General features: G+C 49.6%; 20 protein-coding genes. 8 read left to right on the forward strand and 12 right to left on the reverse strand.

What is annotated here, in order from left to right; all coding sequences use genetic code 11:
• The first annotated feature begins 46 nt into the window (after window positions 1-46).
• The gene (locus AMJAP_RS01480) at window positions 47-1,006 is read left to right on the forward strand and encodes an alpha/beta hydrolase (RefSeq protein WP_169336940.1); all 960 of its coding nucleotides are present in this window, start codon (window positions 47-49) and stop codon (window positions 1,004-1,006) included.
• A 57-nt stretch (window positions 1,007-1,063) separates the two neighbouring features.
• On the opposite strand, the gene serA is transcribed toward AMJAP_RS01480, so the two are convergent.
• The 3 genes from serA to AMJAP_RS01495 form a co-directional block, all read right to left on the reverse strand.
• On the reverse strand, window positions 1,064-2,296 hold the full coding sequence (gene serA, locus AMJAP_RS01485; RefSeq protein WP_019620947.1) for a phosphoglycerate dehydrogenase: 1,233 nt from the start codon (window positions 2,294-2,296) through the stop codon (window positions 1,064-1,066).
• Window positions 2,297-2,516: 220 nt separating this feature from the next.
• On the reverse strand, window positions 2,517-2,798 hold the full coding sequence (gene ppnP, locus AMJAP_RS01490; RefSeq protein WP_019620946.1) for a pyrimidine/purine nucleoside phosphorylase: 282 nt from the start codon (window positions 2,796-2,798) through the stop codon (window positions 2,517-2,519).
• A 52-nt stretch (window positions 2,799-2,850) separates the two neighbouring features.
• Window positions 2,851-3,738 carry a LysR family transcriptional regulator gene (locus AMJAP_RS01495; RefSeq protein ID WP_019620945.1) on the reverse strand — a complete coding sequence of 296 codons (888 nt, stop codon included), beginning with the start codon at window positions 3,736-3,738 and terminating at the stop codon, window positions 2,851-2,853.
• Window positions 3,739-3,898: 160 nt separating this feature from the next.
• Here AMJAP_RS01495 and AMJAP_RS01500 point away from each other — a divergent pair, with 160 nt between their 5' ends.
• The 3 genes from AMJAP_RS01500 to AMJAP_RS01510 are packed head-to-tail and all read left to right on the forward strand — an operon-like array spanning window position 3,899 to window position 6,229.
• On the forward strand, window positions 3,899-5,101 hold the full coding sequence (locus AMJAP_RS01500) for an MFS transporter (RefSeq protein WP_019620944.1): 1,203 nt from the start codon (window positions 3,899-3,901) through the stop codon (window positions 5,099-5,101).
• 29 nt (window positions 5,102-5,130) lie between these two features.
• Window positions 5,131-5,793: a fumarylacetoacetate hydrolase family protein gene (locus AMJAP_RS01505; protein WP_019620943.1), complete on the forward strand. Its 663-nt coding sequence runs from the start codon at window positions 5,131-5,133 to the stop codon at window positions 5,791-5,793.
• 22 nt (window positions 5,794-5,815) lie between these two features.
• Entirely contained in the window at window positions 5,816-6,229 is a 414-nt protein-coding gene (locus AMJAP_RS01510) for a CopD family protein (protein WP_019620942.1), read from the forward strand.
• Between the two features lie 26 nt (window positions 6,230-6,255).
• Here AMJAP_RS01510 and AMJAP_RS01515 read toward each other — a convergent pair whose 3' ends face one another.
• From AMJAP_RS01515 to AMJAP_RS01550, 8 genes are all read right to left on the reverse strand, one after another.
• Window positions 6,256-6,858: a ubiquinone biosynthesis accessory factor UbiJ gene (locus AMJAP_RS01515; protein ID WP_019620941.1), complete on the reverse strand. Its 603-nt coding sequence runs from the start codon at window positions 6,856-6,858 to the stop codon at window positions 6,256-6,258.
• A gap of 45 nt (window positions 6,859-6,903) precedes the next feature.
• Window positions 6,904-7,665, reverse strand: coding sequence for a bifunctional demethylmenaquinone methyltransferase/2-methoxy-6-polyprenyl-1,4-benzoquinol methylase UbiE (gene ubiE / locus AMJAP_RS01520; protein ID WP_019620940.1), 762 nt, complete (start codon window positions 7,663-7,665; stop codon window positions 6,904-6,906).
• A gap of 146 nt (window positions 7,666-7,811) precedes the next feature.
• Window positions 7,812-8,189 (reverse strand): gamma-butyrobetaine hydroxylase family protein, encoded by a 378-nt coding sequence (locus AMJAP_RS01525; RefSeq protein ID WP_019620939.1) that lies wholly within the window; start codon window positions 8,187-8,189, stop codon window positions 7,812-7,814.
• A gap of 45 nt (window positions 8,190-8,234) precedes the next feature.
• Entirely contained in the window at window positions 8,235-9,566 is a 1,332-nt protein-coding gene (gene hslU, locus AMJAP_RS01530) for an ATP-dependent protease ATPase subunit HslU (RefSeq protein WP_019620938.1), read from the reverse strand.
• 24 nt (window positions 9,567-9,590) lie between these two features.
• Window positions 9,591-10,130, reverse strand: coding sequence for an ATP-dependent protease subunit HslV (hslV, locus tag AMJAP_RS01535; protein WP_019620937.1), 540 nt, complete (start codon window positions 10,128-10,130; stop codon window positions 9,591-9,593).
• Window positions 10,131-10,244: 114 nt separating this feature from the next.
• Window positions 10,245-10,901, reverse strand: a complete 657-nt coding sequence (locus tag AMJAP_RS01540; protein WP_019620936.1) for an SPOR domain-containing protein — start codon at window positions 10,899-10,901, stop codon at window positions 10,245-10,247.
• Between the two features lie 12 nt (window positions 10,902-10,913).
• Window positions 10,914-12,599, reverse strand: coding sequence for an arginine--tRNA ligase (gene argS / locus AMJAP_RS01545; RefSeq protein ID WP_019620935.1), 1,686 nt, complete (start codon window positions 12,597-12,599; stop codon window positions 10,914-10,916).
• Between the two features lie 153 nt (window positions 12,600-12,752).
• A complete protein-coding gene (locus AMJAP_RS01550) occupies window positions 12,753-14,954 on the reverse strand; it encodes a primosomal protein N' (protein ID WP_026340021.1) in 2,202 nt (733 codons plus the stop codon).
• Window positions 14,955-15,168: 214 nt separating this feature from the next.
• Here AMJAP_RS01550 and rpmE point away from each other — a divergent pair, with 214 nt between their 5' ends.
• Both rpmE and AMJAP_RS01560 read left to right on the forward strand, forming a co-directional pair.
• Window positions 15,169-15,384, forward strand: a complete 216-nt coding sequence (gene rpmE, locus AMJAP_RS01555; protein WP_083935276.1) for a 50S ribosomal protein L31 — start codon at window positions 15,169-15,171, stop codon at window positions 15,382-15,384.
• Between the two features lie 279 nt (window positions 15,385-15,663).
• A complete protein-coding gene (locus tag AMJAP_RS01560; RefSeq protein WP_019620932.1) occupies window positions 15,664-16,932 on the forward strand; it encodes a malic enzyme-like NAD(P)-binding protein in 1,269 nt (422 codons plus the stop codon).
• Window positions 16,933-16,992: 60 nt separating this feature from the next.
• On the opposite strand, the gene AMJAP_RS01565 is transcribed toward AMJAP_RS01560, so the two are convergent.
• Window positions 16,993-19,494: a penicillin-binding protein 1A gene (locus AMJAP_RS01565; protein ID WP_019620931.1), complete on the reverse strand. Its 2,502-nt coding sequence runs from the start codon at window positions 19,492-19,494 to the stop codon at window positions 16,993-16,995.
• 152 nt (window positions 19,495-19,646) lie between these two features.
• On the opposite strand from AMJAP_RS01565, the gene pilM reads away from it, so the two are divergent.
• Both pilM and AMJAP_RS01575 read left to right on the forward strand, forming a co-directional pair.
• Window positions 19,647-20,708 (forward strand): type IV pilus assembly protein PilM, encoded by a 1,062-nt coding sequence (gene pilM / locus AMJAP_RS01570; protein ID WP_019620930.1) that lies wholly within the window; start codon window positions 19,647-19,649, stop codon window positions 20,706-20,708.
• 5 nt (window positions 20,709-20,713) lie between these two features.
• Window positions 20,714-21,262 carry a PilN domain-containing protein gene (locus AMJAP_RS01575; protein ID WP_019620929.1) on the forward strand — a complete coding sequence of 183 codons (549 nt, stop codon included), beginning with the start codon at window positions 20,714-20,716 and terminating at the stop codon, window positions 21,260-21,262.
• Window position 21,263 lies beyond the last annotated feature (1 nt).

Here is a 21,263-nt window from a genome sequence, read left to right on the forward strand (position 1 = left end):
TCATGATGCGCGTTGCGGGTGGGTGTGACAGAGTAGGGGAATGGATATGCAGATGTTAAATGTCACATCATTACGTAATAAGCTCCCTGTCTATAACCGGGAAGAAGGTGTTTGCAGTAGCGAGATGCTGGAAGAGTACCTTGAATGTTATCAGCTGAATCAGATACTGCATGCCGGGCATAAGCTTTATGCGACACAGCAAACAGTGCAGGGCAGTACTTTGTTTGTACAACACTACTGTAGCCGTTATGACAGCCGGGGAACGGTGGTTGTATTACATGGTTATTTTGATCACAGTGGTCTTTATCGTCATCTGATCTCCTATCTGTTGGAAAATAGTTGGGACGTTCTGATCTATGACCTGCCCGGACACGGTTTGTCGCAAGGGGCGCCGCTCTCTATAGATAGTTTTGAAACCTATGCCAGCCAGTTGACGGAACTGTTGAACAGTCGTCAGGATCGTTTACAAGCCCCCTGGGCCTTGCTGGGCCAGAGTACCGGGGCTGCAATACTGATAGAACAGCAGTTGAAGTTTGGGCATCATAACTGGCCAGTACAGGAACAGGTTTTTCTCGCTCCGTTGGTGCGCCCTTGTGGCTGGCAGGGGATCGCTAAAAAATATCGCTGGCTGCGGTTTTTAATCCGTTCTGTTCCCCGCTCTTATGGACCGAGCTCTGCAGATAAGGATTTTCTGGATTTTGTTCGTTATCAGGATCCGCTTCAGCATCATCGGGTTCCGGTGCGCTGGATTGGGGCGATGCTACGCTGGGTTGAAAATGTAGAGCGACAGTTGGCTCATCTGCCAACGACGCCTTTATGTATTCAGGGCGTGGAAGATGAAACGGTGGAATGGCGTCATAACTTAGGTGTTATCGGTCGCTTGTATCCCGGTCTGGAGATTAAGCTGTTGCAGAAAGCACACCATCATCTGGTTAACGAGGAAACGACTATTCGATTACAGGTGTTTAACCTGATAGAGCAGGCATTGAACCGGTCGGCCCGCTAGTAAAGTGTCAGACAATAAAAAAGGCAGCCTGAGCTGCCTTTTTTAGTCGGGATGCAATCAGAACAAACGACGACAGCGGATAGTACCGTTTACCTGCTTCAGTTTGCTTAAAGCAACTTGAGAGGTGTCTGCATCGACATCAATGACTACATAGCCAACCTTTTCATTGGTTTGCAGGTACTGACCACTGATGTTGATGTTGTTATCAGAGAATACGTTGTTAATCGCACTCAATACACCCGGGATGTTCTCATGCACGTGCAACAGACGGTGAACGTCCGGATGCTCTGGCAGAGATACTTCAGGGAAGTTAACAGAGGTAATGGAAGATCCATTATCACTGTACTTGATCAGCTTTTCAGCGACTTCGTAACCGATGTTTTCCTGTGCTTCCAGAGTAGAACCACCGACGTGTGGTGTCAGGATTACATTGTCGAACTCGCGCAGAGGTGAGATGAACTCATCATCGTTAGTACGAGGCTCAACCGGGAACACGTCAATTGCAGCGCCCAGCAGACGCTGTTCTGCCAATGCTTCGCAGAGCGCATCGATCACTACAACAGTGCCACGGGCAGCGTTGATAAAGATAGAGCCTTGCTTCATCTCAGCGAACTGCGCTGCCCCCATCATATCTTTTGTGGCAGGCGTTTCTGGTACGTGCAGAGAGACGATGTCACAGGTGTTAAGCAACTCTTTCATCGATCCTAGCTGAGTAGCGTTGCCCAGTGGCAGTTTGGTCACTACATCGTAGAAATAAACATCCATACCCAGGGATTCAGAGATAACGCTCAGTTGTGAGCCGATGCTACCGTAACCGACGATACCCAGCTTCTTACCACGGATTTCGTATGAATTCTTGGCTGTTTTCTGCCACTCACCACGGTGTGCTTTGGCATTTTTCTCAGCGACGCCCCGCAACAACAGGATCGCCTCTGCAATGACCAGTTCAGCAACAGAACGGGTGTTGGAGAACGGTGCGTTAAATACTGCAACGCCCCGCATGGTAGCGGCGGCCAGGTTAACCTGGTTGGTGCCGATACAGAAACAGCCGACAGCGACCAGTTTCTCAGCTGCGGCAAAAACTTCTTCGGTCAGCTGGGTACGTGAACGAATGCCAATAAAGTGCGCATCTTTCACTCGCTCAAGCAGTTCCGCTTCCGGCAGAGAGCCTGTCAGGTATTCAATATTGGTGTAGCCGTGCGCATTCAGGGTATCCAGTGCTGACTGGTGCACGCCCTCCAGCAGCAGAATCTTGATCTTGCTTTTTTCCAGAGAGGTATTTTGGCTCATGGTATGAATCTCATTTTAATGTAGTGATGTTTCTGTGTGTGGCAGACATCACTGGATTAGCCGTAAAAGAAAGGGCGCTATGTTAACACAGTGTGGTAGGAAAAGGGGGGGCCCAAAAGGGGGTATCTGATGGATTTTTATTCAATTCAATATGAATCCGAATCAAGTAATAAAAATTTTAAGTGATTCGAATTCATATAAGCAGGTTTCTATGGGCTGTTTAGCTGTAGAAACACAGGTACGCTGTCGGCTGAGCCACTTTAAGCTGAAAGCTTTGGTTAGCAGCCACTTTGAACTCAGTACCACCAGGGAAGGACTGCCACTCATCGCTGCCGGGTAGTTTTACGACCAGTTCACCGCTAATCACTTTCATGAGTTCGTTTTCTGAGGTGCCGAATTCATACTCTCCGGCGGCCATAACACCCGATGACACTTTGCCATCTGCATTGTCAAAACCGATCGACTTTACAGCGCCATCAAAATATTCGTTTACGGTCAGCATTATGTTACTCCTATAAATGGGAGCGCTATAGTAGATATCTTTATAGATGTTGTCACCTGTTTGCAGCAGATGGTGTATGTTCAAGTAGATAGTCAACAAAAGACTGGTTTGCTTTGGAGAGGTAGCGCTGTTTTCGCCAGGCGATACAGAGATTAAAGGTAAGCGGTTCTACAAAAGGGATGCCGATCAGGTCACCGGCATCGTCTATGGCAGGCCTGAGCAGTGCGGATATACCAAAGCCCTGCCGGATGACAGATTGAATCAACGGAATTAAATTAGTTTCGAAGGTGATCTTCGGTGTTATCTGGTAGCGCTCTGCCAGGGATTCCGTAACCTGGCGATGAAAGAAGCCCTCTTTGAACAGTACCAGCTCTTCCGCCAGGAATGCTGGGTAGCTGATGCACGGCTGGTTGGCCAGAGGGTGCTCGGCGTTAACGCAGGCCAGGATCTCTTCTTCTATCAGAGAGACCTTCTCTAATTGCTCTGACTCACCATCATCGACGACGATACCGATATCCAGCTCGCCCTGCTCTATGAGCTGGCGGATATGGGTGGTGCCGCCTTCAACGACTGAGAGTTGCAGGTTGGGGTGGCTGTGACGAAACCCCATCAATAGCTCGGCTAGATGATAAGACCCGAGCATACTGGGAATGCCAACTCGTACCTGTCCCTGAGTGAGGCCGGTGAGTTCCTGCATTTCTAGCTCTGCATCAGTAACCGCCTGAATAATTTTGTCGGCATGTAACAATAACCGGCCACCTTCATCGGTCAGACTGATACGGCGTCCATTACGGTGAAACAGTTTCAGGCCCAGCTGATCTTCCAGTCGTTTGATCGACATGCTGACCGCCGGCTGTGCCAGATGAAGCTTCTCTGCTGCGCGGGTGAAGTTTGTTTCCCGGGCAACGGTTTGAAAGCAACGGAGTGAGCGGATATCCATAGAGAGACCTGAATCAGTTTAGGTAATTTAGCGATCAGTTATCACAATTATTTATGAATATTATCACTGTTATATATTTCTGTGATTTTTATGTCACTGCTATGCTGCTGATTATCTGAGTGGGGTGGTGATTTGTGCTTTTATAGGGGAGAGATTGACCATGATTGAATCGGGTAGCGCAGCGTTCTGGCGAGCAACCGTTGCGCTCTGTATCGGCTCATTTATGATCTTCTCAAATGTGTATGTCACGCAGCCTATTTTACCTGAGCTGCAGCGAGAGTTTGAACTCACGACACTCGAGGTGAGCGGGTCTTTTACGGTGACAACCTTAATGCTGGGGTTGTCCCTGTTACTCTATGGGCCGTTGTCGGATGCGCTGGGACGGCGTCGGTTGATGCTGCTGAGTATGACCGGTGTGTGTATCTGTTCCCTGCTATTGTCCCAGGTTGAAAGCTTTTCAACGCTGGTTTGGCTTCGAGGTTTACAGGGGTTCTGTCTGGGTGGTTTGCCTGCCATTGCTATCGCTTATATGGGCGACGAGTTCTCCCGAAAGGCGTTGCTTGTGGCCGTGGGGCTGTACATTAGCGGTAATACACTGGGTGGGATTTCCGGCCGCCTGATTGGTGGTTTTGTCGGTGACTGGCTGGGCTGGGCCGATCTGTTTCTGGTGATGGGGATAATCAGCGCGCTCTGTCTGTTGCTGTTCTGGTGGTTATTGCCGCCGTCTCGACATTTTCGTCCTCAACCCCTGCACCCGAAAACGATGCTTTCGCAGTTAAGAAACCACCTTTCCAACCCGCTACTCTTGCTGATTTATCTGGTGGGAGGGCTGAATTTCTTCATATTTATTAATCAATACAGCTATATTATTTTTGTTCTGGCTGATGCGCCTTATTCTCTGAGCCCTGCCTGGTTAGGCTTGTTGTTTCTGACCTATCTCACCGGTACTGTTGGTTCAGCTTTGTCTGGCAAAGTGGCACTACGACAAGGGCAGCTACGTTGCATCATCGCAGGCATATTGATTCTGATAGGGGGCAGCCTGTTGACGCTGAGTGGGTCGCTGCCGGTTATCGTGACGGGCTTTTTTATTAATAGCTTTGGTTTCTTTTTTGCTCACTCCAGCGCCAGCAGCTGGGTCAGTCATCAGGCGACCCATGCCCGAGCCAGCGCATCATCACTCTATCTGGTATTTTATTATCTGGGTGCCAGTATCGGTGGCTTTTATCTTGACCCTTTCTGGCAGTGGAGGGGCTGGGAAGGGGTCGTATCAGGTTCAGTCATTGTGTTACTGATCACCTTGAGTCTGACGCTGGCATTGAGCTCGTTGATCGCCAGGGGTATGATCAGAACCCACTCTTTTTAACACTCTTTTATTGCTGAGGGGTTTCGGTTATGCAGTATAAACATCGGTATGTAGATGGCACGGAAGCAGCTCTTCCTGTTGGGAAGGTTGTGTGCGTTGGGCGCAATTACGCTGATCATGCCGCTGAACTGAATAACCCGGTCCCAACGACACCGATGCTGTTTATGAAGCCCTCAACAGCACTGGTGCCATTAGAAGAGCCGTTTGAAATCCCCATGGATTACGGCAGTGTTCATTTTGAAACTGAGATGGCGATTTTGATTGGCCAACCGTTAAAGAATGCCAACAAATTCGAGATTGAAGATGCCATCGTAGGTGTGGGCCTGGCGTTGGATCTGACGTTGCGTGATCTGCAGAGTAAACTGAAAGATCGGGGGCATCCCTGGGAAAAATCTAAAGCGTTTGATGGTTCATGCCCTTTGTCTGCTTTTGTGGAGCCTGCGGCTGTCGGCGATTTACAGGATCAGGCGATTCGCTTAACGGTGAATGGTCAGCTACGCCAGAACGGTAATAGCGGCTTTATGCTACATAAAGTGTTTCCGTTAATCGCTTATATGAGTCACTATTTTACGTTGCTGCCAGGTGATGTGGTGATCACCGGTACCCCTGCGGGTGTGGGGGAGGTGAATCCGGGAGATAAGTTGTTGGTTGAGCTGGGTGAACAATTGAAGATTGAGACTCAGGCGCTCTGAGAATGGATAAGGACTAACGCGAATGTTGTGGGTTAAGGTATTTCATATTCTGGCAATGACCAGTTGGATGGCAGGTATTTTCTACCTTCCGCGTATTTTTGTGCACTATGTTGAGGGGCGCGAAGCGGGACAGGATGTGGCCCGGCTGGAGGTTATGGCTGGTAAGCTGTATGGGTTTATGTCAATTATGGCGCTGTTTACCCTGGGGCTGGGGTTATGGCTCTGGTTTGGCTATGGTATCTCAGGTGCCTGGCTGCATGCCAAGCTGCTGTTTGTCGGTTTTTTGATTGGCTATCATTTCTGGTGTTTTGCGTATCTGAAGCGTCTGCGAGCCGGTATGCTGGACAATACCGGGCGTTATTTTCGTTACTTTAATGAATTGCCGTTGCTGATTTTTATACCGATTCTGGTCTTTGTGGTGGTGAAACCTTTCTGATAATCAGAGGGGTCGTTCGACTTCGATTAAGTCTCTTGTAACCGCGCTATACGGGCGGATAGTCGCTCGGTGTCCTGGCGTATACGGTCGACCTCAGATGAAAACTGCCTAACCTCAGGTGCGCTGGGCAGAATGCGTAACTCTTCTTTCAGGTATTCCTCAAGATTGAGTAGCAGGCTATTACCTGTAGTCAGGTATAACTGAGCTTTCCAACGCAGGTAACGGGCGACTTCATGGGCGGGAAGGTCCCCTAATAGTTGAGCGAGAATCGCTTCCCAATCCAATGCGGCATCGATCAGTATTTTACTAAAACGGGTCGCTAATCCACTGTCGCCACGGACGGTAATACTTTTACCAAACATGGCGTCACTGCTATCAGTCGCCGTCAGTAAACGGAAAAAATCGCTGCCACTGCCGCTTAGTGTGACGTCGGCATCATCACGTTCAAATATATCGATCTGTATGCCTTCACCACTGGGCTGCAACGAAAGCGTAGCCGCGGGTGATGTTAGCTGGATGGCGATAACTTTGCCGTTCAACTGGCTGAGCTGATCTACGGTCTCAGGGCTGAGCCTTAATAACTTATTAAGGCTGGTTTCAGCCAGTGTCAGCAATGTAGCGTTGATCATTTTGGTGCCCTAAGTATTTAAAGCAAGGCTTTAAGGATTAGATGCTCAGGGTTTGATGCCTGTATGCAGGGCGACGATGCCCCCGGTCATATTCTGGAATTTACACTGAACCAACCCCGCGTCCTCCATCATACCTTTGAGAGTTTCCTGATCCGGGTGCATGCGGATTGACTCAGCCAGGTAGCGATAGCTTTCTTCATCGCCGGCGATCAGTTTGCCGATTTTAGGCAGCAGACTGAAAGAGTAGATGTCATAGGCTTTGGTTAGCAGTGGGTTTTCAGTTTTGGAAAACTCCAGTACCATCACTTTGCCGCCGGGTTTCAATACCCGGGCCATCGAGGCCAGCGCGTTGTCTTTATGAGTAACGTTACGCAGGCCGAAGGCGATGGTGATGCAGTCAAAGGTGTTATCAGGGAAGGGTAATGCTTCGGCATTGGCCTGAACGAACTCAACATTGCCGGTGATCCCTTTGTCCATCAGCCGGTCCCGGCCGACATTCAACATTGAATCATTGATATCTGCCAGCACGACTTTGCCTTCAGAGCCAACCAGGCGGGAAAATCGCATCGTCAGATCGCCGGTACCACCAGCGATATCCAGCACTTTATGACCCCGGCGAACACCGCTTTGTTCGATGGTTATGCGCTTCCAGATCCGGTGGACACCTCCGGACATCAGGTCGTTCATTACATCGTACTTACTGGCAACCGAGTGGAAGACATCGGCTACTTTGTCCTGCTTTTCATCGACTTTAACCTGCTCGAAGCCGAAGTGGGTCTGGTCCTGAGAATCTTTCTGGTCAGTCATAGGAAACCTGTAATCTGCATAATTCGCGATGCCGCATTCTACCTTTGCAGCAGGCAATTGTCTTTATTCTTCCAAGATACTCTGATCTGGCTATATAAATGATGAGTAATGAAGGATTATCGGCTCCTTTATTACTAATGACGGTTTCAGCCTTTAGCTATCATATTGCCGTGGCGTGTTTCTCCGGCGTCTGCCAGTGCTTTCAGATATCGGTTCCAATAGTTCTCTTGTTCCTGGCAGAGGTCATAAAGGTATTCCCAGGTATACAGTCCACTGTCATGGCCATCATCAAAGATGATTTTCAGAGCGTAGTTTCCAGCAGGCTCCAGCCCTTTGATGCCGACCAGTTGTTTACCGGTTTGCAGTACGCCGTTGCCGATACCGTGGCCGCGTACTTCCGCTGAAGGTGAATGGACGCGCAGGTATTCAGCGGTGAGCTCGAACTGTTCCTGATCACTGTAGATCAGTTCCAGAGTCCTGGATTTAGTATGCAGTTTGATGTCTTGCGGTAATGTGGCAGCCATAACGAACTCCGGTGGCGAAGCCGACTGGCTCCGCCACACTGGGGGTTAAAGAATATAGTGGCTCAGATCTTCATCCTGACTCAGCTCTGCTAAATACTGGTCGACATAGGCGCGATCAACGTTAATTGCCATCCCTGCATTGTCAGATGCGGTAAAAGAGATCTCTTCTAACAGACGCTCCAGCATGGTATGCAGGCGGCGGGCGCCGATGTTTTCTGTTTTCTCATTTACCTGGTAAGCCAGTTCTGCGATGCGCTCTATGCCGTCTTCAGCAAACTCTACGGTGACATTCTCGGTCGCAAGCAGGGCTTGATACTGTTCGGTCAGGGAGGCATTTGGTTCGGTCAGAATACGGCGGAAGTCGTCCGGTGTCAGAGCGTTCAGTTCAACTCTGATAGGCAGCCGGCCTTGCAGCTCAGGGATCAGGTCGGAAGGCTTCGACAGGTGGAAAGCGCCTGAGGCGATAAAGAGAATGTGGTCGGTTTTGATCATGCCGTGCTTAGTGGATACGGTGCTGCCCTCTATCAATGGAAGCAGATCGCGTTGTACGCCTTCCCGTGATACGTCAGCACCGGTGCCTTCACGCTTACAGACTTTGTCGATCTCGTCGAGGAAGACGATACCGTTTTGTTCAACAGCATCGATCGCCATCTGCTTAAGCTCGTCATCATTGACCATCTTAGCTGCTTCTTCGTCAATCACCTGCTTAAGGGCATCTTTGACTTTAATGCGACGAGATTTGGTTTGATTGTTGCCCATATTCGAGAACATGCTTTGCAGCTGGTTAGTCATCTCTTCCATGCCAGGAGGTGCCATGATCTCAACGCCAACCGGGGTCTGGCTAAGATCAATGTCGACCTCTTTGTCATCCAGCTTGCCTTCGCGCAGCTGTTTTCTAAAGAGTTGGCGGGTCGCGCTGTCTGTTTTCTGCTCTGCTTGTGCTTCAGTGCCGACAGGGCGGGCTGGAGGTAGCAGGGCATCAAGAATACGCTCTTCGGCGGCATCTTCTGCGCGGAATTTAACCTTTTCCATCTCCTGCTCACGCAGCATCTTGATGGCCATATCCATCAGGTCGCGAATGATGGTTTCGACATCGCGGCCGACGTAACCGACCTCGGTAAACTTTGTCGCTTCGATCTTAATAAAAGGTGCGTTGGCCAGTTTAGCCAGACGCCGGGCTATCTCTGTTTTACCCACACCGGTAGGACCGATCATCAGGATATTCTTGGGTGATACTTCAGCGCGCAGCTCGGCATCAAGCTGCATACGCCGCCAGCGATTACGCAGCGCTATAGCAACGGAGCGTTTGGCATCGGCCTGACCAACGATATGGCGGTCCAGTTCGGAAACGATTTCACGGGGTGTCATATTGGACATTAGCGGTTCTCTCTAGCGATTCTTTCAGGCATCGGCTGCGGTGGACTGCAGCTGCTCGATGGTCAGGTTAGCGTTGGTGAATACGCAGATGTCTGCGGCGATCTGCAGGCTCTTCTCGACGACATCACGGGCACATAGATCACTGTTGGCAACCAGGGCACGGGCGGCTGCCAGGGCATAATTCCCACCGGAGCCTATTGCGATAACGCCATCTTCAGGCTCGATAATATCTCCGCTGCCCGAGATCAGGTAGGTTTTGTCTTTGTTGGCAACCAACATCAGTGCTTCGAGCTTACGCAATACCCGATCGCCGCGCCATTCACGAGCCAGGCTTACGACCGCATTGAAAATGTTGCCCTGATGTTTTTCCAGCTGCTGTTCGAACAGATCCAGAAGGGTGATGGCGTCGGCAGTGCTACCAGCAAAGCCGGTAATGACATCATGTTTTGCCAGACGGCGGACTTTACGGGCAGTGCCTTTCATTACGGTATTGCCAAGTGAAACCTGGCCGTCACCGCCAACAACGACCTGGTCGTCGCGTCGTACTGAAACAATTGTGGTCATGGGTCTGTCTTCCCGAATATCTATACTCAATTTGCAATGAGTATAGATATGGGAGCGGCGGACGTTATTTCAAGGCTATGAAGTGTTAGTGACAGCAGTAATCTGAAACTAAATTTAGTCGATCTGCCTGAGTAGAGGCTGGATATTCAGGCGTACGAGTCGATCCTGGGCTTTGTTTAGTTGTGAGCGGTTATCGAATGGCCCTGTACGTACCTGATACCAGATACTCCCGTTACTGTTGGTTACTCTGCGGGAATGGACATTGGGTAAGCCTTCAAGGATTAGCCGGGCTCTGAGTTGTTCCGCATCTTTGCTGTTTTGAAAGGAACCAACCTGGAGTACATAGGTGTGCTCAGACTTAGCGTCCTTTGGCGTCGATTTATAGGGCTCAACATTGGCGGTATCAACTTCGCTTTGGGGTAGAATCTGGTAAAAATCGAACCGTTCAGATTGCTCTTCGACCCGAGGCCCGGACTGATCCGTTGCTTTGCTGGCGGTTTTGTCTGAGGCTTTTGCTGCAGGCTTAGTAGCGGGTTTTGCTGCCGGTTTTTTTGCAGTGCTGGGTTGGACTGCAGGAGACTGAGTCGCGGTGTTATCGGGTTTGACGCTGGTTAATTGCCATAGGGCGTAGCCAAAGCCGATTAAAAATAACAGGCTGATAATGATCCGGACCAGCGGGAACGGTTTTTTTACCGGCGCGCTTTTACGTCGCGGAGCCCGGCTTGCTGCCGAGCCACTGTTACGTTTCTTTGCGTAGTCTTTGCGCGCCATGACGAGCCCTTATTACATCAGATCCGGTGCGCTAACACCTAATAAATCAAGACCGTTAGCCAGTACGTGGCGCACAGCGACGGTGAGGGTCAGACGAGCGTTCCGCAGTTCGGTGTCATCAACCAGAGTTTTTTCTGAGTTGTAGTAGGTGTGGAAATCGCTGGCCAGTTCATACAGGTAGGTCGCGATTAGATGTGGCTCACGAACATCAGCAGCACGTTTGACTATCTCAGGGTAACGGCCCAGTTTGATGGTCAGGCGCTTTTCTGATTCCAGTTCCAGGCGACTCAGAGCGCTCAGGCCTGTCTCTTCATCCCACTGCAAGTTGTTCTCGGCCAGCTTGCGGAAAATCGAGCATACCCGCGCGTGCGCATACTGAATATAGTAAACTGGGTTGTCGGCAGATTCAGAGCGGGCCAGATCGATATCGAAATTAAGATGACTGTCTGACTTTCGTGCGGCCAGGAAGTAACGGGTGGCGTCTTTACCTACTTCGTCGATCAGATCGCGCAGGGTCAGATAGCTGCCAGCACGCTTGGAAATTTTGACCTCTTCGCCACCCCGCATGACCGTCGCCATCTGATGCAGGACGTAATCGGGCCAGCCTTTAGGGATGCCAGCATTCAGTGCCTGTAAGCCAGCACGCACGCGGGTGATGGTGCTATGGTGGTCGGCGCCCTGCTCATTGATAACGGTATTGAAACCCCGCTGCCATTTGTTCATATGGTAAGCAACGTCAGGTACAAAGTAGGTATAGCCGCCATCGGTCTTACGCATTACGCGGTCTTTGTCATCGCCGAAATCAGTGGTGCGCAACCATAATGCGCCGCCTTCTTCGTAGGTATAGCCGTTTTTGATCAGGGTCTGTACCGCATCTTCAACTTTACCTTCGGAGTAGAGTGAGGATTCGAGGAAGTAGACATCAAAATCAACTCCGAACGCTTTTAGATCCAGATCCTGCTCGTGGCGCAGGTAGGCTACCGCAAAGTGACGAATGGCTTCCAGGTCTTCAGCATCTTTGGTGCCGGTGTAACTTTGATCTGCAGACTGCACGGTATCGCCGCGCATAAAGCTTTCTGCCAGGTCGATGATATACCCGCCACGATAGCCGTCTTCTGGCCAGCTGGAATCTTCCGGGGTCAGGTCTTTGCAACGGGCCTGTACGGAGAGAGCCAGATTGTTGATCTGCTGACCGGCATCGTTGTAATAAAACTCACGGGTGACATCCCAGCCTGTTGCGTTCATCAGACGGCAAAGGCAGTCGCCTACTGCGGCGCCGCGTCCGTGGCCTATATGCAGAGGGCCGGTCGGGTTAGCTGAGACAAACTCAACCTGAACCTTTTTTCCTGCCCCGTCATTATTCCGGCCGTAGCTTTCTTTAGCCTGAAGAATCGTTTTAATCAGACTGCCGGTTGATGCGTCGCTGACAAAAAAGTTGATAAAACCGGGGCCGGCGATCTCGGTTTTATCCACATTTTCTGATTCAGGCAGAGCGTTACAGATTTTTTCTGACAGGGCGCGAGGGTTGGTTTTTGCCGCCTTGGCCAGTGTTAGAGCAATGTTAGATGCAAAATCACCGTGTGACTTGTCGCGGGTGTTCTCTACCATGATGTTTGGCTGGATATCAGCAGGCAGAGTGCCATCTTCGATCAGCGAGGTCAGGGCAGTACTAATCAGGTCCGCAATATGTTGTTTCATGCTCAAAAGATACCGGGTTGAATTCAGGGAGCCAGACTTAGGTGCGCAGTTGTTAAAAAAAATAGGCGCTACGCGATCGTCTGTAGAAAAGACCGCGTATTATCCCTTTTCGCTTGTGCTTTGTTAACCCCTCTCAAGCGGTTATTTTTGAGGCTAGAACATATCCACAGGGTCAACATCGACGGACCAGCGGACTTTCCGTGCGTCCGGGTCGGTCTCTGCCTGGTAAATGATACTTTGTAATTGATGGTGCAGGGCTTTTCGGTCCCGACTTTGTAGCACAAGCTGTGCCCGGAAAAGGCCGGCTCTTTTCTCCATCGGTGAAGGTAGTGGCCCCAGCCATTGAATGCCGTGGGGCTGCAGGATGTCTTCTTCTAACAGGTTGCGCAGTTTGCTTAGAAAGCGTTCGGCTAATCCCTGATGATTAGCTTCGGCTCGAAACATAGCGCAGTACAGAGAGGGGGGAAGCTGTGCGGAGATCCGTTGACTAAGCTCCTGCTCGGCAAATGCCTGGTAACCTTCGGTGACCAGGCTGGTAATCGTAGGGTGTTCGGCATGGTGGGTTTGCATGACGACTTTCCCCGGATGTTCTGCCCTGCCTGCTCGGCCGGATACCTGGAGGATTAGTTGGGCAGTGCGCTCCATGCCTCTGAAGTCAGCGCTGAAAAGGCCGCTGTCAGCATTCAGGATGGCAACGAGTGTTACTTTTGGGAAGTGGTGCCCCTTGGCCAGCATCTGCGTGCCTACCAGTATGCAGGGTTTACCTTCATGGACCCGGTCCATAATCTGTTGCATTGAATGCTTGCGCTGAGTGGTGTCACGATCGACCCGGATAACCGGGAATTCGGGAAATAGCTTAAGTAAGGCTTCTTCTGTTCGTTCAGTACCCGCGCCTACCGGTTTTAATTCAGTACTGCCACAGCTGTCACAGGTAGCAGGAACAGGACGTTGGCTATCGCAATGATGGCAGTGCAGATGGAAGGGCTTTCGGTGTAGTGTCATATGCGCATCGCAGCGCTTACAGTCGGCCAGCCAGCCACAATCGTGACACATCAGAGTCGGAGCGAAGCCTCGCCGGTTGAGAAAGATTAAGACTTGAGTGCCTTGCTGTAAGTGCCCTCTGATCTGTTGTATCAGTGGTTCAGCGAGGCCGTCTTGTAACGGTAGTTGACGAATATCCAGAAGTTCGAACTTAGGTGGTTGGGCATTGCCTGCACGTTGATTGAGCTTTAGCCACTGATAACGCCCCTGGCGGGCGTTATACAAGCTTTCTATTGCCGGTGTTGCTGTGCCAAGTACAACCGGAATGTCTTCATAATTACCGCGCATGACAGCCAGGTCCCGGGCGTTATAACGAAACCCTTCCTGCTGTTTAAAGGAGGTGTCATGTTCTTCGTCAATAAAGATGACGCCTGGGTTCTTTAAGGGGGTGAAAATGGCTGAACGAGTGCCGATGATAATGCGGGCGACTCCCTCTTTTGCCTGTAGCCAGGCATCAAGTCGTTGGCGATCAGTCAGATTTGAGTGCAGCACAACAACCGGCAGGTTAAAGCGTGCTTTGAAGCGGGCAACGGTTTGTGGTGTCAGGCCGATCTCTGGTACCAGTATCAGTGCTTGTTTGCCCTCTCGAATGTAATGTTCGATTGCCTGAAGATAGACCTCGGTTTTACCTGAACCAGTAACACCCTGTAGCAGGAAGCTTGTAAAGCCATTGCTACGGACGATGGCGCTAACGGCGGCTTGTTGTTCGTTGTTAAGTGTTAAAGGGGCTTCGTGCAGTGGTTCACTGTTTTGTAGCTGATGATTTGGTTTGTGGATAAATGATTCAGCCAGACTCTTTTCTTCTAGTTTCTTTAATAGGCTGGATTGCCCTCCTTCAGCACGGATGGCGTCCTCACTGATGCCATTGGGGTGATCGAGTAAGAGTAACAGTAGCTCTCGCTGTCTGGCCGCTGTCTTTCCCAGTTGTGCAATGTCAGCGGCTTTAGCTGCTCGCCACAGATGCTGATGAGCGTATTCGCAGGCTCCACCTTTACGCAGCAATACCGGCAGAGCCTGACTCAATGCATCGCCGAGCGGGTGTTGATAATAGTTTCCGGCCCAGCGAGCAAGTTTGAATAAAGACTCAGGTAGCGGAGGCTGTGTGTCAAGAACCGTGATTGCCGCTTTGAGCTTGCCTGTTGGCACGTCGGTGATTTCAGAAACTTCTATCAGTACTCCAGTCACTTCTCTGCGGCCAAAAGGTACCTTGACCCGCACTCCCGGTTGCAGTCTTTCAATGCAGCAGTCTTGTGGAGGCAGGTAGTCGAATAGCCGTCGGAGCGGTGATGGTATGGCCAGTCGCAGGTAAGGCATAAGAAGGGAGGGCTCGCGTCAGTCAGAGTAGATGCACAGTGTATGTCTTTTTGATTTCACTGTTAACTGGCCAGGAAAATGAAATTTTTAAGGGCTTGTCTGGGGTTGTAACAATGCGTATAATCCGCGACCTTATTCCCATAAGGCTTTATTGCCTGCATGCGGTGCCCGGCAAAAGATCGGGTGGCGGCATACAAAACGACTGAGGTTTCACATGAAAAACGGTATCCATCCAGAATACACAGAGATCAGCGCTACTTGCTCGTGCGGTAATGTTGTTAAAACCAGCTCTACTATCGGTAAAGATATTCATATCGATGTATGCAGCCAGTGCCACCCGTTCTACACTGGTAAGCAGAAAGATGCTACCACTGGTGGTCGTGTTGACCGCTTTAACAAGCGCTTCGGTGGTCGTGGTCTTAAGAAGTAAACGAACCGATATCGCAAAAAAAGGCACCCATGGGGTGCCTTTTTTGTTTTTAGTCAATACAGGTCGATTTGTATTAAACTTTGGGATAACTAGTTAGATCCTCTGAAAATGGCTTTTTGTTCTTTGGTAAATGCTGTTTGCTCCGCCAAAAGTAGTAGAAAATACACTGATTATCGGGAAATTGTCAGGGATATAGGCTGTTTTGTCAGTTGAGTGGTAGAGTTCTTTTCTATATGATTCTTACTCCGAATTTTTTATAACTAAGTTGGAACCGCGCCGATGTCTGAAGATATGAAACAAGCCGCACTCGATTATCACGAGTTTCCTCGCCCAGGTAAGATCAGTGTTGAGCTTACGACTTCTGCTGAGTCTGCTCGTGATCTGGCTCTGGCATATAGCCCAGGTGTAGCTGAACCTGTCCGTGCTATCGCAGAAAATCCAGAAGATGCATATCGCTATACTGGTAAGGGTAACTTGGTCGCTGTTATTACAAACGGTAGTGCTATTCTGGGTCTTGGTGATCTGGGGCCTTTGGCGTCAAAGCCTGTTATGGAAGGTAAGTCATTACTGTTTAAGCGGTTCGCTGGCGTAGATTCTATTGATATCGAAGTTGATTCTGAAAGCCCGCAAGCGCTGATAGATACGATTGCGCGCATTGCTGACACTTTCGGTGGTATTAACCTGGAAGACATTAAGGCGCCAGAATGTTTTGAAGTTGAACGCGTACTGATTGAGCGTTGCAATATTCCTGTGTTCCACGATGATCAGCATGGTACTGCGATTGTAACGGCAGCGGGTATGATTAACGCGCTGGAGATTGCGGGTAAGAAGCTGGATGAAGCGAAAATTGTTTGTCTGGGTGCTGGGGCAGCAGCGAATGCCTGTATGACGCTTTTGGTAAACATGGGAGCGAAAGTCGAGAATATCTACATGATCGACCGTACCGGTGTTATCCATTCAGGTCGTGAAAACCTGACGCCTGAGAAAGCGGCGTTCGCTACCGAAACGGAAAAGCGTACGCTGGATGATGCTATCGATGGTGCTGATGTATTTGTTGGCTTGTCGGGTCCTAATCTGTTGAGTGCAGATCAGTTGGCTAAAATGGCTTCTTCGCCTGTAGTCTTTGCCTGTGCAAATCCAGACCCTGAAATTAAGCCAGAGCTGGCTCATTCTGTTCGTGATGATGTGATTATGGCGACGGGTCGTTCAGATTACCCTAACCAGGTGAATAACGTACTTGGCTTCCCTTTCATCTTCCGTGGTGCACTGGATGTTCGTGCAACAGCGATTAATGAAGAGATGAAGGCTGCTGCTGTTCTGGCGCTTGCAGAACTGGCTAAAGAGCCAGTGCCTCAAGATGTGTTGGACGCGTATGAGCTGGATTCTCTGGAATTCGGTCCTCAGTATATTATTCCTAAGCCGACTGATTCGCGTCTGTTGGGTGCTGTGTCTGAAGCGGTAGCTCAGGCGGCGATTGATTCAGGTGTGGCGCGTTTACCACTGCCTGATCATTACCCACTTACGACAGTTGCTGCTTTGCTGAAGTAAGAAAGAACGTTAAATAAAAAAACCGGCACTTGCCGGTTTTTTTGTGCCTGAAAAACCGGGTTAGAATATCTCTTCTGCCTGAGCGCTGCCGGTTGTGTTTTTCTGGCTAGGGTTATGGGCAATCTCTGTGGGAACGTTGTCCTCAGGGAATATTTCAAACAGTGCGCCTTCCTGTCCCGGGTAGGCGAGCAAGCCTGTTTTGGGGTCGATTCTGACGCTGGTCATACCGTCAGGTTGAGATGCTGGCAGGTCGGCTTTATTGGCGAGCGCTACCTTCATGAAGTCTATCCATATGGGGAGCGCTGCTGTCCCGCCAAATTCGCTGCGGCCGAGAGTGGATGGCTGGTCGAAACCTACCCAGGCAGTGGCAACTACATTGCTATTAAAACCAGAAAACCAGGCGTCCTTCTGATCGTTAGTCGTGCCTGTTTTGCCAGCAATGTCTGTACGTTGCAGGGCTAATGCCCGGCGTCCTGTGCCGCGGGTGATGACGTCCTGCATAATGTTATAGATCATGTACGCTGTTTGCGGTGTCATAGTGCGCTTAGCAACGGGAAGGTTGGTAATCTGCTGTCCTTCGAGTTGTGGTGTTATTGGTTTTAGACTCAGTTCAGGCTTGGTGGAAGTGTCTGATGCCACGGTGGTGGGAGTTGAGCTAACCGGTATCAGATTGAACTCGCTGGCAGGTGCTGATTCATCGGAAATGAAGGTGCACTCAGGGCAAACGGTGGTGGGTTTGGCTTGATAAAGAGTATTGCCATCGGAGTCTTCGATATGGCTGATAAAATATGGACTGACTTTGAAACCCTGATTGGCTAATCCGGCGTACCCTGTTACCAGCTCTAGGGGGGTTATATCGGCAGCGCCAAGCGACAGTGATAAGTTGTTGGGAAGGTGGCTTTTATCAAAGCCAAACCGGGTGAGGAACTCCGTGGCAGAGTCGATTCCGATCGAGCGAAGAATGCGGATAGAAACCAGGTTTCTGGACTTGTAGAGTGCTTCTCTTAGTCGTGTTGGGCCATAGAACTTTTTACTGTAGTTCTCGGGTCTCCAGTTGGATTCAAGGTTGTTGTCATGAAAAACGACGGGAGCGTCATTAATTATGGTTGCGGGTGTATATCCTTGTTCCAGGGCGGATGCGTAGATGAAAGGCTTGAGATTAGAGCCCGGTTGGCGTCTTGCCTGAGTTGCACGGTTAAATTTGTTGTGGGTAAAGTTAAATCCACCCACCAAGGCTTTTATCGCGCCGTCTTTTGGAGAGAGTGCGGTGAGCGCACCTTGTGCGCGGGGGATCTGGGATAGTCTCCAGTCATTTTCAGCAGTAAGGCGGACTCTAATGAGGTCGCCCTGTGTCAGGATGTCGCTGGCCTGCTTCAGTTTCTTGCCCAGCCTGTTGGGGCCTTTGTGCTCCCTGGCCCAGGTCATGTTTTCCCAGGTTAGAGTGGTAGCGCCATGCCCCTTTATGAACAAGCTGGCTTGTTGCTTTTCTGTGGCGGTGACGATCGCGGGGATGAGTGATCCATACGTGCGCTGTTTTTTTAAGAAAGTGGAGATGCTTTCTTCGCTCAGTTCTGAAACGGCTAAAGGTGTTTCAGGGCCGTAATAGCCATGTCTTTCTGTGTATGCGAGGAGGCCGTCCTCGACCGCTTTATTGGCTGCGGTCTGCATTTCGCTGTTTAGCGTGGTGTAAACGCGAAATCCATCAGAATACAATGTCTCGCCAAAGTGTTGATATAACTCATTGCGAATCATTTCAGCAACATAGGGGGCATATAGTTCGATCTGAGTGCCGTGGTACTCTGCGGTCACCGGCTCGTTTTTTGCTGCTGAATAGTCCTCATCATTGATTAAGCTGAGGCTGTGCATCCGTTTTAGTATCCAGTTTCGTCGTTCGAGTGCGCGACTTGGATTGGTAATTGGATTGTAGGCAGAAGGGGCTTTGGGCAAGCCAGCGATCATGGCTTGTTGGGCAAGGCTTAGTTGATCAATATTTGTACCGTAATAGATATTGGCTGCTGCCTGAATGCCATAAGAGCGATGTCCAAGGTAAATTTTGTTGATATAAAGCTCGAAAATCTCTTCTTTGGAGAGCTCTTGTTCGATGCGAAGAGAGAGAAGTATCTCATTGAATTTACGGACAAAAGAGCGTTCTCTGGTAAGGAAATAGTTTTTAGCGACTTGCATTGTAATGGTGCTGCCGCCGCTTTGGATTTTACCGGTACTGACCAGTTGGAATGCTGCCCGGAATAGTCCTTTAATGTCGATGCCGATGTGCTCGAAGAAGTTACGGTCTTCGGCAGCGAGAAGGGCGTTAATGTAAGTTTGGGGAATCTCTTCAAAATTAATTGGGGTGCGACGTTTTTCGCCGAATTCAGAAATAAGTTTATCGTCTTCTGAATAGACCCGAAGAGGTGTTTGTAGTTGAACTTCACGTAGTGTTTCGACATCGGGAAGCTTTGGTGCGTAGTAAAAATACGCAGAAGCAAGCGCAACGCCACCGATAAAACAGCCCAGTATGGTGAGTTTGAGGCAAAGCTTAAGTAACGATGTCAGTATTTTCATGTTAAGTTATTTAAAGTTAAGTTTTTTATGGCCGAGATATTATATCTGTAAGAAAGTGTCAGCCACTAGTGAAACAGTGGTTTAATTTTTGATAAAACCGGGTTAGAGTCATTAATGCTTGGTATATGCGGGATATTTTAAGGACAATTATTGTGCTCAGCTTTCTTAGCAAACAGGAAAAAGGGTGGGTCGGCATAGATATCGGCTCTTCTTCAGTAAAAATGGTGGCGCTGTCTAAGCGTGGCGGAGCGCTTCGCCTGGACTCCTATGCGATTGTGCCATTGCCATCAACCGCTGTAATCGAGAACAGCATTCAGGATATCGGACAGGTCTCTGAAGCCGTCGATAAAGGTGTAAAGCTTTGTGGCGGCGGTCTAACGACCTGTGTTGCTGCCGTGCCGTCTTCTGCTGTTATTGCTAAACAGGTTCAGGTGAGTAATGCCTTTTCTGAATTTGAGCTCGAAGAGCAAGTCAAGCTTGAAGCTGATCGTTTTATCCCTTACCCGTTAAATGAGATTGCGCTGGATTTTGAAGTTTTAGGACCTGTCGAAGGATCTCCTGAACTTAATGATATCCTGCTGGTGGCATGCCGCCGGGATGATGTTGAAATGCGTGAAGATGCGATTAATAGTAGCGGATTGAAATGCGAAGTTGTCGATGTTGATCGCTTTGCCACCGAGCGAGTGACTGCGTTGTTGGATAATGCTGATGAGGTAGGGGATCAGCTTATTGGTCTCGTGGATATCGGCGCATCTACTCTGACACTGAATGTCTTTAAAAATGGCAAGATAGTATATGACCGGGAGCAGGCCTTCGGCGGTAATGATCTTAGCAATGTAATTCATCAGCAATCAGGATTGGAAGCGGGTGAAGTTGAGCATCTGTTACGCAGCGGCGAACTTTCTGAGGATTTGAAACAGTCAGTTGTTTTGCCATTTCGGAGTACTGTTTCCCAGCAAGTGTCTCGTGCTCTGCAGTTTTTCTATTCTTCAGGGCCGCATAACGAATTAAGCAAGCTGTATATATTAGGTGGAACGGCCGCGATAGATGGTTTGGCCGAACAGATGGAAGCGGAGGTTGGTGTTACCGTTGAAAAAGCTAACCCCTTTGCCTCAATGTCTGTTGATCCGAAAATCAATGCAAGCCGGCTTAACCAGGATGCCCCTACTCTGGTTAAGGCCTGTGGTCTTGCCTTACGCAGTTTTGAGGGGTAAGGACTATGGCAAAGATAAATTTAAGAGCCTGGCGAGAAGAGCTGGCTGCAGAAAGGCAGAAACAGTTTGTCGTAAATATACTGGCAGCAGCATTTCTGGCAGCGATAGTCGTATTTCTTATCGGTTTCTACATTGATATGCAAACGGACCGACAAAAAGAGCGGAATACCTATTTGCGAAACGAGATTGCACAGTTAGATCATCAGCTTAAAGAAATTAAAGAACTGAAAAATAAGCGAGCTCGCCTACTTGATCGTCTGAACGCTATTCAGGAATTACAGGGTACTCGCCCCCTGATTGTGCGAAGCTTTGATGAGATGGTAAGGGTGTTGCCGGACGGTGTTTATTACTCTTCATTAAGTCGAAGCGGTGATTCCATTAATCTTCAGGGGCGTGCCGAGAAGAGCGATGACGTCTCAACCCTAATGCGAAGTGTATATGCAAGTATCTGGTTTGGAGAGCCTAATCTGTCTACGGTCGCTACCGATAGCGGTATGAAAAAATTCAACCTGTCAGTGCCGGTGTTAAAGCCCTCACTGGAAGAGGTGAACTGAT

Source organism: Amphritea japonica ATCC BAA-1530 (genome assembly GCF_016592435.1).
GTDB lineage: Bacteria > Pseudomonadota > Gammaproteobacteria > Pseudomonadales > Balneatricaceae > Amphritea > Amphritea japonica.